We start from the raw sequence: 14,277 nt of genomic DNA, 5'->3' as shown, positions 1-14,277 counted from the left end.
CGTGGCTCCTTCATGCATGTACAGTGGACGGCATAAGTATGCACGACGGCGTATGAAACACAAAACCCCGGCCGAGCGGGATCCGTCGGCCGGGGTCGTGGGTCTCGGGCGCTACTGCGCCTTCGCCTGGGCGAGTTGCATGAGGTGGTCGGCGAGCGCCTGGCCGCCGGCCGGGTCGCGGCTGATCAGCAGGACGGTGTCGTCGCCGGCGATGGTGCCGATGATCTCGAACACCTCGGCCTGGTCGATCGCCGAGGCGAGGAACTGGGCGGCGCCCGGCGGGGTGCGCAGCACGACCAGGTTGCCGGAGGCCGTCGCCGAGACCATGAGCTCGCCGGCCAGCCGGGCCATCCGGCCCTCGCTGGCCGACTCCCCCATCGGTGCGCGCGGCGTGCGGTCGCCGCCCTCGGCCGGGACGGCGTAGATCAGTGCGCCGTCCCGGTTGCGGATCTTGACCGCGCCCAGCTCGTCCAGGTCCCGGGAGAGGGTGGCCTGGGTGACCACGAGTCCGTCGTCGGCGAGCAGCTTGGCGAGCTGGCTCTGCGAACGCACGGGCTGGCGGGTGAGCAGGTCCACGATCCGCCGGTGGCGCGCGGTGCGGGTCTGCGGGACCTGCGGCGTCGGGCCGGCGGCGGAGGGGCCGGAGTGGGAAGCGGTCATGTGATTATTCTCCCGGACGACGGTCAGCTCGCATCGGCCGGGGCGTTCTCGCGCACCGTCCGGAGGATGCCCGGCAGGGCCGCGAGGAAGGCGTCCGCCTCCTGCTCGGTCAGGACGAGCGGCGGAGCCAGTCGGACGGCGTCCGGAACGGCCGCGTTGACGAGGAAGCCGGCCTCCTGCGCCACGGCCTGGATCCGGGCCGAGACCGGCGCGGTGAGCACGATGCCGAGCAGCAGTCCGGCCCCGCGCACGTGCGAGACCAGCGGGTCGCCGATCGCCTCGATGCCGTGCCGCAGCCGCTCGCCGAGCTTGCGGACGTGCTCCAGCAGACCCTCGGACTCGATGGTGTCCAGCACCGCGAGCCCGGCCGCGGCGGCCACCGGGTTGCCGCCGAAGGTGGTGCCGTGCTGGCCCGGGGTGAGCAGCTCCGCGGCCTGCCCGAAGGCGATGACGGCGCCCATCGGGAGCCCGCCGCCGAGTGCCTTGGCCAGGGTGACGACGTCCGGCTCGACGCCCTCGAAGGCCTGGTGGGCGTACCAGTGGCCGGTACGGCCGACGCCGGTCTGGATCTCGTCCAGGACGAGCAGGGTGCCGGTGGCCCGGGTGATCTCGCGGGCCGCCTTCAGGTAGCCGTCCGGGAGCGGGACGGCGCCGTTCTCGCCCTGGATCGGCTCCAGGAAGACCGCGGCGGTGTCCGTGGTGACGGCCTCGCGCAGTGCCTCGACGTCGCCGAACGGGACGTGGGTGACGTCGCCGGGCAGCGGGCGGAACGGGTCCTGCTTGGCGGGCTGGCCGGTGAGCGCGAGGGCGCCCATCGTCCGGCCGTGGAAGGCGCCCTGGAGGGCGACCAGGTGGGTGCGGCCGGTGCGCCGGCTGATCTTGAAGGCGGCCTCGTTGGCCTCGGCGCCGGAGTTGCAGAAGAACACCCGCCCGCCCGGCCGGCCGTCCAGCTCCAGCAGCCGCTCGGCGAGGGCGATGGTGGGCTCGGCCATGAAGAGGTTGGAGACGTGGCCGAGGGTGGCGATCTGCTTGCCGACCGCCTCGACGACGGCCGGGTGGGCGGTGCCGAGCGCGTTGACGGCGATGCCGCCGAGCAGGTCGGTGTACTCCTTGCCGTCGGCGTCCCAGAGCTTGCTGCCCTCGCCGCGCACCAGCGGGATCCGCGGGGTGCCGTAGTTGTCGGTGAAGCTGTGCTGCCACCGCTCGGTGAGCTGCTCGTTGTGCGTCATGCCAGTCCCCCGGTCACGGTCGGTTCGTCGTCCGGCACGACCATCGTGCCGATGCCCTCGTCGGTGAAGATCTCCAGCAGCAGGCTGTGCGGCACTCGGCCGTCCAGGACGCGGGCGGTGCCCACGCCGGAACGGACGGCGCGCAGGCAGCCCTCCATCTTGGGGAGCATGCCGCTGGCCAGGCCGGGCAGCAGTTCGTCCAGCTCGCTCGCGTTGAGCTGGCTGATCACGTCGTCGGAGTTCGGCCAGTCCTTGTAGAGGCCCTCGACGTCGGTGAGGACGACGAGCATCTCGGCGCCGAGCGCGACCGCGAGGGCGGCGGCGGCGGTGTCGGCGTTGATGTTGTAGACGTGGCCGTCGGCGCCCCGCGCGATCGAGGAGATGACCGGGATCCGGCCGTCGGCGATCAGCGCCTTCACCGCGCCGGCCTCGATGTTGACGATGTCGCCGACCAGGCCGATGTCCACCTGCTCGCCGTCGACCACGGCGTAGCGCTTGACCGCTGTCATGGTGTGCGCGTCCTCGCCGGTCATGCCGACGGCGAACGGGCCGTGCTCGTTGAGCAGGCCGACCAGCTCGCGCTGCACCTGGCCGGCCAGCACCATCCGGACCACGTCCATGGTCTCGGGGGTGGTGACCCGCAGGCCGTTGGTGAAGCTGGACTCCAGGCCGAGCTTGTCCAGCTGGGCACTGATCTGCGGGCCGCCGCCGTGCACCACGACGGGGTGGAGTCCGGCGTAGCGCAGGAACACGACGTCCTGGGCGAACGCGGCCTTCAGCTCGTCGTCCACCATGGCGTTGCCGCCGAACTTGATCACGACGGTCTTGCCGTGGAAGCGCTCCAGCCACGGCAGCGCCTCGATCAGCGTCATGGCCTTGGGCAACGCGGTGTTGTTGCGGGCCTGTTCGCCCTTGGGTGCGATCTGCACGGGATTCCCTCGTCGATGGGGGTCCCCCCGGCCGGAGGCTGGGGAAGGATGTCGCGGACCGCTGCTGCCGCGGTTCGGTGGTGCCGCGGGTCAGGATGTCGCGGACGAAGTGACGTGGATCAGGTCGAGTAGGCGCTGTTCTCGTGAACGTAGTCAGCGGTCAGGTCGTTGGTCCACAGCGAGGCGCTCGCCGTACCGGCGTTGAGGTTCGCGGTGATGACGACGTCGCGGCCCGTCATGTCCACCAGGTCGCGGTCCTCGCCGACGCCGCCGGCCTTGCAGACCCAGACACCGTTGATGGCGACGTCCAGCTCGTTCGGGTCGAAGGCGGCGGAGGTGGTGCCGATGGCGGCCAGCACCCGGCCCCAGTTGGGGTCCTCGCCGTGGATGGCGCACTTGAGCAGGTTGTTGCGGCCGATCGTCCGGGCGACCTCGACCGCCTCGTCCTCGGTGGCGGCGCCGGTGACGTCGATCCGGATGTCCTTGCTCGCGCCCTCGGCGTCGCCGATCAGCCGGCGGGCCAGGTCGGCGCTGACCGTGCGGACGGCCTCGGCGAACTCGGCCTGGTCCGGGGTGACGCCGCTGGCGCCGGAGGCGAGCAGCAGCACGGTGTCGTTGGTCGACATGCAGCCGTCGGAGTCGATCCGGTCGAAGGTGGTGCGGGTGGCGCCGCGCAGGGCGGCGTCCAGGTCGGCGCTGTCGACGGCGGCGTCGGTGGTGAGCACGACCAGCATGGTGGCGAGGCTCGGTGCGAGCATGCCCGCGCCCTTGGCCATGCCGCCGACCGTCCAGCCGGCCGGGCTGGTGAACTGGGCGGTCTTGTGCACGGTGTCGGTGGTCTTGATGGCGATCGCGGCGGCCTCGCCCCCGGTCTCGCTGAGCTCGCCGACGGCCTGGCCGACGCCGGGCAGCAGGATGTCCATCGGCAGCCGGACCCCGATCAGGCCGGTGGAGGCGACGGCGACCTCGCCCGCGTTGAGCTTCAGCTCCTCGGCGACCTTCTCCGCGGTGGCGTGGGTGTCCTGGAAGCCGAGCGGGCCGGTACAGGCGTTGGCACCACCGGAGTTGAGGATGACCGCGGACACCAGTCCGCCCTTGAGGACCTGCTCGGACCAGAGCACCGGCGCGGCCTTGACCCGGTTCGCGGTGAAGACACCGGCCGCGGCGAGCGACGGGCCGTCGTTGACCACCAGGGCGAGGTCGGGGGCGCCGGAGGCCTTGAGGCCGGCCGTCACCCCGGCGGCGCGGAAGCCCTTGGCGGCTGTCACGCCCACGTTGGTGGCAGTGCTCACGGTGCGACTCCGTTCACGGGAAGGCCCAGCTCCTCGGGAAGGCCGAGGGCGATGTTCATGCTCTGCACCGCGCCGCCGGCGGTGCCCTTGACCAGGTTGTCGATCGCGCTGATCGCGATGATCCGCCCGGCGGTGGCGTCCAGGGCGACCTGGACCAGGGCGGTGTTGGCGCCGTAGACGCTGCTGGTCTGCGGCCACTGCCCCTCGGGCAGCAGGTGGACGAAGGCCTCGTCCGCGAACGCCTCGGTGTAGGCGGCGCGCAGGCTCTCGGCGGTCACGCCGGGCTTCGCCTTGGCGGAGCAGGTGGCGAGGATGCCGCGCGGCATCGGGACGAGGGTGGGGGTGAAGGAGACCGTGACCGGCTCGCCCGCGAGCGGGGTGAGGTTCTGGGCCATCTCGGGGGTGTGCCGGTGCACGCCGCCGACGCCGTACGGGCTGACGCTGCCCATCACCTCGCTGCCCAGCAGGTGCGGCTTGGCGGCCTTGCCCGCACCGGAGGTGCCGGAGGCGGCGACCACCACGGCCTCCGGCTCGGCGAGCCCGGCCGCGTACGCGGGGAACAGCGCGAGCGAGACGGCCGTCGGGTAGCAGCCGGGCACGGCGATCCGGTTGCTGCCCTTCAACGCGGCGCGGTGGCCGGGGAGTTCGGGCAGGCCGTAGGGCCAGGTGCCGGCGTGCGCGGAGCCGTAGAACTGCTCCCAGTCGGCGGCGGCCTTGAGCCGGAAGTCGGCGCCGCAGTCCACCACCAGGACGTTCTGGCCGAGGGCCTCGGCGACGGCGGCGGACTGGCCGTGGGGCAGCGCCAGGAACACCACGTCGTGATCGGCCAGCACCTCGGGGGTGGTGGGTTCGAGGACGCGGTCGGCGAGCGGGATCAGGTGCGGCTGCAGCGCGCCCAGCCTGGTGCCCGCGTTCGAGCCGCCGGTCAGCGCCCCGATCTCCACCTCCGGGTGGCCGAGCAGCAGACGCAGTACCTCGCCGCCCGCGTACCCGCTCGCGCCGGCGACGGCGACTCGCAATGCCATGGCGTTCCTCCTTAGTCGTGGCATGAATATACGCGCGACGGAAAATTCATGCAAGGAGTATGCGCCGGAGCCCCGCCCGGGCACGGCCGGGGCGGAGCGGGCGGGACGGGTGGGACGGGGCGGGGCGGGCGGAGCGGGCGGGTCAGCGCTTGACGGCGCGCAGCACCACGAACTTGGGGTTGCCGGCCACGAGTCGGCAGTTGCCGAAGAGGCGGCGCAGCTTGACGTGGTAGCCGAGGTGGCGGTTGCCGACCACCCAGAGTTCGCCGCCGGGCCGCAGCGCCCGCTTGGCGCCGGTGAACATCCGCCACGCGGTGGCGTCGGTGGTGGCCTGGTGGGAGTGGAACGGCGGGTTGTTGAGCACCAGGTCCACCGAGCCGGGGGCGACCGCGTCCGTCGCGAGCGCGTCGGCGGTGAGGAACTCGGCCGGGGCGTCCGGGCCCAGGTTGGCGCGGAAGGTCTCCTCGGCGGAGGCCACCGCCTGGTGCGACTCGTCCACGAAGAGCAGCTCCGCGCCCGGCCCGGCGAGCGCCGCGGCCGTACCGACCACGCCGTTGCCGCAGCCGAGGTCCACCACCCGGGCGCCCGGCGCGGGGGTGGGCAGGTGGGCGAGGAAGAAGCGGGTGCCGATGTCGAGGCGCTCGGCGCAGAAGGTGCCGGCGTGGTTGACCACCGTACGGCCGGCGGCGGGGCCGATGTCCGACGGCAGCGCGTAGCGGTGCGGCCACGGGCTGGGGCCGGGGTCGAGCGCCGGGTCCGGGGTGGAGAAGATCAGCCGGGCCTTGCGGACGGCGAGCGAGGTGCGGGTCGGGCCGAGGATCCGCTCGAAGAGCTGGAGCGTGGAGGTGTGGATCTCGGTGACCATGCCGGTGCCGATCACCACGGTGCCGGGGTGGATCGCGGGGGCGAGCCGGTGCAGCTGGTCCTCCAGCAGGGCCAGGCTCTTGGGGACGCGCACCAGCAACACGTCGATCCGCTCCGGCGGGGTGTCCCGGGTGCTGAGCAGCCGGTCCCGGTCGACGGCGGCACCGGCCCGGGCCAGGTTGGCGAGGGTGGCCTGTCGGCCGAGGTGGGACTCGGAGATCTGGACCGGCCGGAATCCGGCGAGCGCGGTGGTCAGCGCACCCCAGCGGTCGCCGAGGACGGCGATCCGGCGGTCGGCCAGCTCGGTCGCGGCGCCGGCCGCGCTCGCCGCCTCGCCCGCGAGGTGGCGCAGCAGGTACTCGTCGGCGGCGTCCCAGGCCCGGAGCCGCTCGCGCGAGTCCTCGGGGAAGCGGGTGAGGTCGAAGGTGCCCCACGGGGTGGCCAGCGAGCTGGCCTGCGGGGTCGCGGCGGGCGTGGTCTGGGGATTCATCGTGTTCTCAGGCTATCGGACGGGCAGCGGGGAACAGTTTTGGATGACGGCCGCCGGACGGATACTGGAAGAGCCCGACCGAGAGGGGTGAGGGCGATGGACTGGAAGCTCGAAGTCGTGGTGGTCCCGGTGTCCGACGTGGACCGCGCGAAGCTCTTCTACGAGGAGCAGGCCGGCTTCACGGTGGACCACGACACCCGTCTGCGGGACGGGGTCCGGGTGGTCCAGCTGACTCCCCCGGGCTCGCCCTGCTCGATCGTGGTGGGCAAGGGGGTGATCGACTCACCGCCCGGGTCCGTCAAGGGCCTCCAGCTGGTGGTGGCGGACATCGAGAAGGCGCACGCCGAACTGCGGGCGCGGGGCGTGGAGGTGAGCCCGGTCCAGCACTTCGTGGCGGGGGCCCGGGTGAACGGCCACGGCGAGGCGTGGAACAACTTCGTGTTCTTCAACGACCCGGACGGGAACGGCTGGGCGGTCCAGGAGGCGCCGCGCGCGGCGTAGGCCCGCGGACGCGGCGCGGACGGCGGTGCGGGCACTGCTGCGGCGCGGCTGCGCGGAGTCCCGTGAGCGCGCGCCCCGGCCGTGCGGGCCCGGCACGACCCGACCGCTTGGGTAGGCTCCGAGGATGGCTGAACACGAGGGAAGCGTGCGGGTGGACAGCTGGATCTGGTCGGTCCGGCTGGTCAAGACGCGGGCGCTGGCGGCGGCCGCCTGCCGGGCCGGGCACGTCCGGGTGAACGGGGAGCGGGCCAAGCCGGCCCAGGCGCTGAAGCCCGGCGACGAGGTCCGGGTCCGCGAGGAGAACCACGAGCGGGTCGTGGTGGTGCGGAAGCTGATCCGCAAGCGGGTCGGCGCCGAGGCGGCGGCGGAGTGCCTGGTCGACAACAGCCCGCCGCGGCCGCCGCGCGAGTTCGTCGCGGCGGCCGGGCAGCGGGACCGCGGGGCCGGACGCCCGACCAAGCGGGAGCGCCGCGAGCTGGACGAGCTGCGCGGGCACTGAGCCCGGGGCTCCTGGGCCCTACGCGGACACGGCGGCCGCGGCGGAGGTGTCGGTGAGCACCTTGCCGAGGAAGGCGTCGAGGTTGCCCACCGTCCGGGCGATCTGCTCCTCCAGCGGCAGCGACTCGTCGGGCCTGGTGACCAGGGTGGACTTCTTCAGCCCGCGCACGTACAGCGAGCAGGCGAGGTCGGCGCAGATGTACGTCCCGACCGTGTTGCCCTCGCGCCCGGCCGCGCCGGCCCGGCGGGCGGCGAGCAGCGCGACGCCGGTGCCGGCATGCGTGGTGATGCACAGCGAGCAGACGTTGCTCTTGGTCAGGCTGCGCCGGACCGTCGGCACCCGCAGCGTCACGCCGACGAGCTCGCCGCCGTGCCGGGCCACCAGGTAGGCGCGGTCGGGCGCGCCCTGGTCCCGCCAGCCGAGGAAGTCCAGGTTCTCCCAGGGCAGTTCGGCCAGGCCCCGGGGCAGGTTGAGCCGACGGGCCTCGCCCTTGGAGCAGTTGACGAAGGACGCGCGGATCTCGTTCTCGCTCAGGGGTTCCATGCCCGGAAGCTAACACTGCTCCGCAGGCCCTGTCGCGTCAATTTCTCCCGGTTCGTACGGGGTTGCTCGGTCCGGACGGGGTGCTCGGCCCGACTGGGTGCTCGACCCGGACCGGGTGTTCGGCCTGGACGGCGAGCCGCCGCGGGGCGTCCTCGCCGATCCGGGTGAGCAGGTCGTCCAGCGCGAGGAAGGCCTCCCAGCGTTCCCGGCCGCCGGCGGCGGCGAGCCGGTCGACCACCCGGTCCTCCAGGTCCGGGACGCGCTTGTTCTTCCAGGCCTTGTCGGCCAGGCTGACCAGCAGTTCCTCGACGGTGACGCCGGGCTCGCCCCAACTCGCGTGGCTGCGGGCGAAGCGGGCGAGCCGCTCGGGGACGCCGCGGGCGAGCAGCAGCGCGTGGCCGACGGCCTCGTGCGCGGAGCCGGGCGCGGAGAGTTCGGAGGGCCTGTCGTCAGACTCCCGTCGTCCGCCCGGAGGGCGGGCGGGGCGGCGTTGGGGTGCGTGCATCGCAAGGCGGAGGAGGGAGTCCATGCGGAGCATCGGCGACCGACGACAACGCCGCGAGGTGCGTGCCCCAGCGTCGCCCCGCAGGCGGGAGTCTGACGACAGACCCTACGGGTGGACGGTCTTCCCGATGTCATGGGTGGCGGCGCCGTAGCGCACGGCCTCGCGGTCGAACTCCAGGCCCTCGCGGGCGCAGAACTCGGCGATCTCCTCGGCGACCTCGTGCACCAGCGCGAGGTGGGCGACCAGTCGGGGCGGCGCCGCGAGGGCCCGCAGCAGGTCGACGACGTCGGCGGGCAACGGCGGCAGGGTGGTGGTCACGCCGCAGGCTACCGGGGCGGGTGAGGCGTTGTCAGTGCGGGTGCGTAGGCTGCGGTGACCCGGTCCCGGCGCAGGAGGGAGGCGCCGGGACCGGGCTCGGTCCGTACCGGTCTCGGGCCGGCGGTTACGGCTTGAAGGCGACGCCCGCGTACGCGGAGACGTCCTGCCAGCCCTCGGGCAGTTCCGTGGTGGGCACGTGCCCGGCGGTGGGGCGCCAGAGCGGGAGCTGGACGAGCCCGGGGCCGACGAACTCGAAGTCGCCGAAGAAGGGTTCGACACCGGCCCGGGGGCGCAGGACGAGCGGGGCGCTGGCGCTCTTGTAGATGCGGGCGCCCTCGGCGGCGCTCTCGCGGGAGGCGAAGTCGGGGCTGCCGTGCGAGAGGATCAGGGCGCTGCCGGGCGCGAGCGCGTCGCGCAGGGTGCGCACGATCTGCTGAGCACCGTCCTCGTCGCGGATGAAGTGCAGGACGGCGACCAGCATCAGCGCGACCGGCCGGGAGAGGTCGACGGCGGCGGCCAGCCCGGGGTGGGCGAGGATCGCGGCCGGGTCGCGCAGGTCGGCCTCGATCACCGAGGTGTGCCCGGCGGGGTGGCTCGCCAGCAGGGCGCGGGCGTGGGTGGCGACGATCGGGTCGTTGTCCACGTACACCACGCGGGCGTCCGGGGCGACCCGCTGGGCGACCTCGCTGGTGGAGCCGACGGCCGGGATGCCGGTGCCGATGTCGACGAACTGGCGGATGCCCCGGTCGGCCGCGAACTGCACGGCGCGGCCGAGGAACTGCCGGTTGGTGCGGGCCAGCAGCGGCAGCGCCGGGTAGGCGGCTATCGCGGCCTGGGCGGCCTTGCGGTCGGCTTCGAAGTTGTCCTTGCCGCCGAGGTAGTAGTCGTACATCCGGGCCGTGTGCGGGATGCCGGTGTCCAGCTCGCCCGGCGGCTGCCAGTCGTCCGCCCTGGCCCAGTCCCAGTCGGTGCCGCTCGCCTGGCCGGTGGCCGTGGTGTCGTCGTGCATCCTGTTCCGCCCCCAATGCGCAATGCCGGAATTGTGCGACCGCCCGTCAACACGCGGTGCGCGGTGATCGTATCCAACGACACACCGTGGAAACAGCGGGAGTTCAGGTTTACGCAACGCCCGTAGACAGAATGTGTGCACGTCAAGGACGCTACGGACCGGTCATACCGGATCGCCCGCCCCGGCCGTGCTCTCTATGCTGGCTGCCGATGACTGCCGACCGCCGCACCGTACTGCGCACCGCCGCCAAGCTGGCCGCCCTCTCCGCCACCGGTGGCCTCCTCACCGCCTGCGGCACCGACGTCCCCCGCCGGGCCGATCCCGGGGCGTTGGCCGCACACCCGGGCACCGTCGACCCGCAGCACGTCACCGACCCGGCCTGGAACGGCGGGGAGGGCCCGGCCTCCCCCGCCCCGACCGCCCCGACTGAGCCCCAGCCCACCGCCGAGGCCACCCCGGCCGCCGCCCAGGCCTCCGCCCCGCCGACCCCGCCCCCGCTGCCGCCGCTCGCGCCCGGCACCCCGGTCGAGGTCGTGTACGGGCCGCGCACCGGCAAGAACGTGGCGCTCACCTTCCACGGCAGCGGGGACCCGAAGCTGGCCACCGCGCTGCTGGAGATCGCCGAGCAGCGCGGCGCCAAGCTGACCGTGATGGTCGTCGGCAGCTGGCTCGACCAGCAGCCGCAGATGGCCCGGCGGATCCTGGACGGCGGCCACGAGCTGGGCAACCACACCCAGAACCACCTCAACATCTCCGCCATGACGCCCGACCAGGCACGCGCCGAGATCGCCCAGTGCGCCGACCGGCTGCAGCGGCTCACCGGCTCGATCGGCCGCTGGTTCCGCCCGTCCGCCGCGCAGTACGCCACCCCGATGGTGCGCGAGCAGGCCAAGGCCGTCGGCTACGAGCACGTGCTGTCCTTCGACGTCGACCCGCGCGACTACAACGACCCCTCGGCCGCCGAACTGCAGCGCCGGGTGCTGAACTCGGTGCGCGGCGGCTCCGTGGTCGCGCTGCACATGGGCCACCAGTGCACGGTGGACGCGCTGCCGGCCATCCTGGACGGCCTCGCCAAGGCCGGGCTCAAGCCGGTCACCGCCAGCCAGCTCTGCGCGTGAGGGCTCGGGGGCCGGTCAGACCATCGGGTCGTCGTCCTTGTACGGGCGCAGCCGCAGCGTGCGGGCGTCCGCGGCGCGGATCGCGTCGGCCCGGCCGACCAGCTCCTCCAGGTCGTCCCGTCCGGCGTGGATGAACCGCCCGTGCAGCCCGTCGAAGCGGCCGCGGGCGGCGTCCACGGTGACCGCCACCATGTACGGGATGGAGCTCCAGGTCTTCATGTCCTTGAACATCGGCATCCCGGCGGTCATGTCGGTGGCCACCGCGCCCGGGCTGATGTCCAGCACGACGACGTCGTGCTCCGCGAGCGAGTCCGCCATGTTGTCGGAGAGCTGGAGCAGCGCGCCCTTGGACGTCGCGTACGCCGTGTAGTTGCCGTCCGGGCGCAGCGCGAAGCCGGAGTTGAGGTTGACCACCCGGCCGCTGCGCCGGGCGACCATGCCGGGCAGCACGCAGCGCAGCAGGTTGTAGGGGCCGCGCAGGTTGGTCTCGATCACCTGCCACCACTGGTTGGCGTCGGTCTCCCAGATCGGCACCTCGGCGCGGTCGACCTGGCCGGCGTTGTTGACCAGCAGGTCGATCGGCCCGAGGTCGCGCTCGACCAGCCGGACGGCCTCGCGCACCGATCCGGGGCGGGTGACGTCGGCGGTGACGGCGACACCCCGGGAGCCGTGCTTGACGCACTCCTTGAGGGTGTCGGTCAGCGTCTCGTGGGTGCGGCCGACCAGGCCGACGGCCATCCCCTCGGCGGCCAGGCCGATGGCGATCTCCCGGCCGATGCCCCGGCCGGCGCCGGTCACCAGGGCGACCTGTCCTTCGAGCGATCCCGTCGACACCGTGTGCTCCCTTCCCGTCCCCGACCCTGTCCGCTGCCCGCTGTCCGTCCCCGGCCCCCGTCTGCGGCATTCTGTCGGCCGCGGGGCGGCGACGGCCCCGGGCGCACGGGCCGGGACCGCCGCCTCACCCGTTCGGAGGACCCACCGGCGGTGGCACTCCGCCGGGGAGGGGGTGACCTACTGGCCGGTACGGAGTAGTAACGTCGTCGGGGCGGTGACCGGTGCACCCATTCCGGTACACCGACCCGCTGACCAGCAGCTCGCTGGGCCACCAGTCGCTGGGCGACCCCCAGCACCACCGAAGGGCAACTGAGTGAGTGACATCGCGCGCGTCGGAGTAGTCGGCTGCGGTCTGATGGGGTCGGGCATCGCCGAGGTCTTCGCCCGGGCCGGGCTGGACGTCCTGGTGTCGGAGGCCACCGGTGAGGCGCTGGAGCTCGGCCGTACGCGGCTGACCAACTCCCTGGACACGGCGGTCAAGCGCGGCAAGCTGACCCCCGAGCAGCGGGACGAGGCGATGGCCCGGCTGTCCTTCACCGTCGACCTGGCCGACTTCGCCGACCGCGACCTGGTGGTCGAGGCCGTCGCCGAGCGCGAGGACATCAAGGTCCGGATCTTCCAGACCCTGGACCAGGTCATCAAGCGCCGGGACGCGATCCTCGCCTCCAACACCTCCTCGATCCCGATCGTGAAGCTGGCCGCCGCCACCTCCCGCCCGGAGCAGGTGATCGGCCTGCACTTCTTCAACCCGGCGCCGGTGCAGAAGCTGGTCGAGGTCATCCCGACCCTGACCACCTCGGCGGCCACCACCGAGCGGGTCGAGGCCTTCGCCTCCCAGGTGCTCGCCAAGGAGCCGATCCGCGCCCGCGACCGGGCCGGTTTCGTGGTCAACGCGCTGCTGGTGCCGTACCTGCTGTCCGCGGTGCGGATGTTCGAGTCGGGCGTGGCCACCGCCTCCGACATCGACAAGGGCATGGAGGCCGGCTGCGCCCACCCGATGGGCCCGCTGCGCCTGTGCGACCTGATCGGCCTGGACACCATCGTCTCGATCGCCGAGTCGATGTACGACGAGTACAAGGAGCCGCTGTACGCCGCTCCCCCGCTGCTCTCCCGGATGGTCGACGCGGGCCTGCTCGGCCGCAAGTCCGGCCGCGGCTTCTACGACTACACCGCGAGCGCCTGACCGAGCCGGCCCCACCCGTTGTACGGCCGGGCAGGGAGTGCCGGGGGCGACGCGGCCGGCTCCCCGCCCCGCGGGGCGGGGAGCCGGTCCTCCGCTACTTGACGCCGGCCGCCGCGCAGGCGTCCGCGTACTGCGGCGTGCAGATGTCGGCGGCCTTGTAGAGGCCGCCGCCGACCACCGTGACCTGCACCTTCGCCTTTGTCACCACGATCGGGGTGAGCAGCAGGGACGGGATGTGCAGCCCGCCGCTGTCGGTGACCGCGGTCGCCGTCGAGCTGATGTCCAGGCCCTCGACCAGCTCGACGGCGATGCTGCCGGCCGCGTCCGCCTCGGGCTTGTACGGCTTGTAGATGGTGTAGGTCTGCTCGCCGGTGAGGACCCGGCGCACCGCGTCCATGGACGCGTCCTGACCGCCCACGGGCACGTTCTTGATGCCCGCCGCCTTCAGCGACTCGATGACGGCCGCGGCCATGCCGTCGTTGGCCGCGTAGACGGCCTGGATGCCGTCCTTGCCCAGGCTTTGGATGGCCTCGTTCATCTTCGCCGTGGCCACCTCCGGCTTCCACTCGCCGGACTGCTCGTAGGCGATCTTCTTGACCTTGCCGTCCAGAGCGCGGTGCGCGCCCGCCTTGAACTGCGCCGCGTTGGGGTCGGAGTCGGCGCCGTTGATCATCACGACATTGGCCGAGGCGGCCTTCGGGCCGAGCGCGTCCAACAGGGTCTGGCCCTGGAGTTCACCGGTGCGTCCGTTGTCGAAGGACACGTAGGCGGCGACCTTGCCGGCGGCCAGCCGGTCGTAGGCGACGACCTTCACGCCCTTGGCAGCGGCGGCCTCGACCCACGGGGCGGTGCCATTGGCGTTGACCGGGTCGAGCAGGATGACCTTGACGCCCTGGGCCAGCATGTCGTCGAACTGGCGCTTCTGGGTGCTCTCGTTCCCGTTCGCGTTGGCGTAGCTGATCGTGCACCTCGGGCAGAGGCTGGTGACCGTCTGCTGGATCAGCGGCCTGTCGAAGGCCTCGTAGCGGGTGGAGGAGGTGTTCTCCGGTAGAAGCAGACCGATGCTCCGTTCACTCCCGCCGGCCGCCGGCTGCTGCGGTGCGACGGTCTGGCCGCAGGCCGCGAGGGTGAGCGTGAGCAACACGGCGGTCGTTCCCGCGGCCGCGAGACGCATGGGTCTGTTCATGATCGGTGGTGCCTCCTGTACGCGCCGCGGCGTCGCGGCAGGGAAGGGAGTCAAGCGCCACCGGGCCGATGCGTCAATAAGTGAAGGAGTCT

At 72.9% G+C, this 14,277-nt stretch carries 16 protein-coding genes; 4 read left to right on the top strand and 12 right to left on the bottom strand.

Features of this window, described 5'->3' with window-relative positions:
* Positions 1–111 precede the first annotated feature (111 nt).
* From ABTY56_RS30060 to ABTY56_RS30035, 6 genes are all read right to left on the bottom strand, one after another.
* Positions 112–660 (bottom strand): arginine repressor, encoded by a 549-nt coding sequence (locus tag ABTY56_RS30060; RefSeq protein ID WP_049652068.1) that lies wholly within the window; start codon positions 658–660, stop codon positions 112–114.
* Between the two features lie 23 nt (positions 661–683).
* Complete coding sequence (locus ABTY56_RS30055) at positions 684–1,889, bottom strand: acetylornithine transaminase (RefSeq protein WP_350632504.1); 1,206 nt, start codon at positions 1,887–1,889, stop codon at positions 684–686.
* Positions 1,886–2,761, bottom strand: a complete 876-nt coding sequence (gene argB / locus ABTY56_RS30050; RefSeq protein ID WP_350632526.1) for an acetylglutamate kinase — start codon at positions 2,759–2,761, stop codon at positions 1,886–1,888. Before argB ends, ABTY56_RS30055 begins: the two co-directional genes overlap by 4 nt.
* A 176-nt stretch (positions 2,762–2,937) precedes the next feature.
* Positions 2,938–4,092 carry a bifunctional glutamate N-acetyltransferase/amino-acid acetyltransferase ArgJ gene (argJ, locus tag ABTY56_RS30045; RefSeq protein WP_350632525.1) on the bottom strand — a complete coding sequence of 385 codons (1,155 nt, stop codon included), beginning with the start codon at positions 4,090–4,092 and terminating at the stop codon, positions 2,938–2,940.
* A 14-nt stretch (positions 4,093–4,106) separates the two neighbouring features.
* Positions 4,107–5,135 (bottom strand): N-acetyl-gamma-glutamyl-phosphate reductase, encoded by a 1,029-nt coding sequence (gene argC, locus ABTY56_RS30040; protein ID WP_350523768.1) that lies wholly within the window; start codon positions 5,133–5,135, stop codon positions 4,107–4,109.
* 142 nt (positions 5,136–5,277) lie between these two features.
* On the bottom strand, positions 5,278–6,489 hold the full coding sequence (locus tag ABTY56_RS30035; RefSeq protein WP_350632503.1) for a methyltransferase: 1,212 nt from the start codon (positions 6,487–6,489) through the stop codon (positions 5,278–5,280).
* Between the two features lie 96 nt (positions 6,490–6,585).
* Between ABTY56_RS30035 and ABTY56_RS30030 the strand changes: the two genes are divergently transcribed.
* Both ABTY56_RS30030 and ABTY56_RS30025 read left to right on the top strand, forming a co-directional pair.
* Positions 6,586–6,990 (top strand): VOC family protein, encoded by a 405-nt coding sequence (locus ABTY56_RS30030; RefSeq protein ID WP_350523769.1) that lies wholly within the window; start codon positions 6,586–6,588, stop codon positions 6,988–6,990.
* 124 nt (positions 6,991–7,114) lie between these two features.
* The gene (locus ABTY56_RS30025; protein WP_350632502.1) at positions 7,115–7,489 is read left to right on the top strand and encodes an RNA-binding S4 domain-containing protein; all 375 of its coding nucleotides are present in this window, start codon (positions 7,115–7,117) and stop codon (positions 7,487–7,489) included.
* 18 nt (positions 7,490–7,507) lie between these two features.
* Here the strand turns inward: ABTY56_RS30025 and ABTY56_RS30020 are convergent, their stop codons facing one another.
* From ABTY56_RS30020 to ABTY56_RS30005, 4 genes are all read right to left on the bottom strand, one after another.
* The gene (locus ABTY56_RS30020; protein ID WP_350632501.1) at positions 7,508–8,032 is read right to left on the bottom strand and encodes an FBP domain-containing protein; all 525 of its coding nucleotides are present in this window, start codon (positions 8,030–8,032) and stop codon (positions 7,508–7,510) included.
* Between the two features lie 37 nt (positions 8,033–8,069).
* Entirely contained in the window at positions 8,070–8,561 is a 492-nt protein-coding gene (locus ABTY56_RS30015; RefSeq protein WP_350632500.1) for a hypothetical protein, read from the bottom strand.
* 81 nt (positions 8,562–8,642) lie between these two features.
* Positions 8,643–8,855: a hypothetical protein gene (locus tag ABTY56_RS30010; RefSeq protein ID WP_350632499.1), complete on the bottom strand. Its 213-nt coding sequence runs from the start codon at positions 8,853–8,855 to the stop codon at positions 8,643–8,645.
* A gap of 124 nt (positions 8,856–8,979) precedes the next feature.
* On the bottom strand, positions 8,980–9,864 hold the full coding sequence (locus ABTY56_RS30005) for an SAM-dependent methyltransferase (protein WP_350632498.1): 885 nt from the start codon (positions 9,862–9,864) through the stop codon (positions 8,980–8,982).
* A gap of 209 nt (positions 9,865–10,073) precedes the next feature.
* Here ABTY56_RS30005 and ABTY56_RS30000 point away from each other — a divergent pair, with 209 nt between their 5' ends.
* Entirely contained in the window at positions 10,074–10,982 is a 909-nt protein-coding gene (locus ABTY56_RS30000; RefSeq protein ID WP_350632497.1) for a polysaccharide deacetylase family protein, read from the top strand.
* Positions 10,983–10,997: 15 nt separating this feature from the next.
* On the opposite strand, the gene ABTY56_RS29995 is transcribed toward ABTY56_RS30000, so the two are convergent.
* Positions 10,998–11,816 carry an SDR family NAD(P)-dependent oxidoreductase gene (locus ABTY56_RS29995; RefSeq protein ID WP_350632496.1) on the bottom strand — a complete coding sequence of 273 codons (819 nt, stop codon included), beginning with the start codon at positions 11,814–11,816 and terminating at the stop codon, positions 10,998–11,000.
* A 313-nt stretch (positions 11,817–12,129) separates the two neighbouring features.
* Between ABTY56_RS29995 and ABTY56_RS29990 the strand changes: the two genes are divergently transcribed.
* Complete coding sequence (locus tag ABTY56_RS29990) at positions 12,130–12,999, top strand: 3-hydroxybutyryl-CoA dehydrogenase (RefSeq protein ID WP_350632495.1); 870 nt, start codon at positions 12,130–12,132, stop codon at positions 12,997–12,999.
* Positions 13,000–13,093: 94 nt separating this feature from the next.
* Here ABTY56_RS29990 and ABTY56_RS29985 read toward each other — a convergent pair whose 3' ends face one another.
* Positions 13,094–14,185: a sugar ABC transporter substrate-binding protein gene (locus ABTY56_RS29985; RefSeq protein WP_350632494.1), complete on the bottom strand. Its 1,092-nt coding sequence runs from the start codon at positions 14,183–14,185 to the stop codon at positions 13,094–13,096.
* Between the last annotated feature and the right edge of the window lie 92 nt (positions 14,186–14,277).

The sequence above is a fragment of the Kitasatospora sp. NPDC097691 genome (assembly GCF_040302665.1).
GTDB lineage: Bacteria > Actinomycetota > Actinomycetes > Streptomycetales > Streptomycetaceae > Kitasatospora.
The sequence above is the reverse complement of the archived record's forward strand: the minus strand, read 5'-3'. Positions and strand labels throughout refer to the sequence as shown.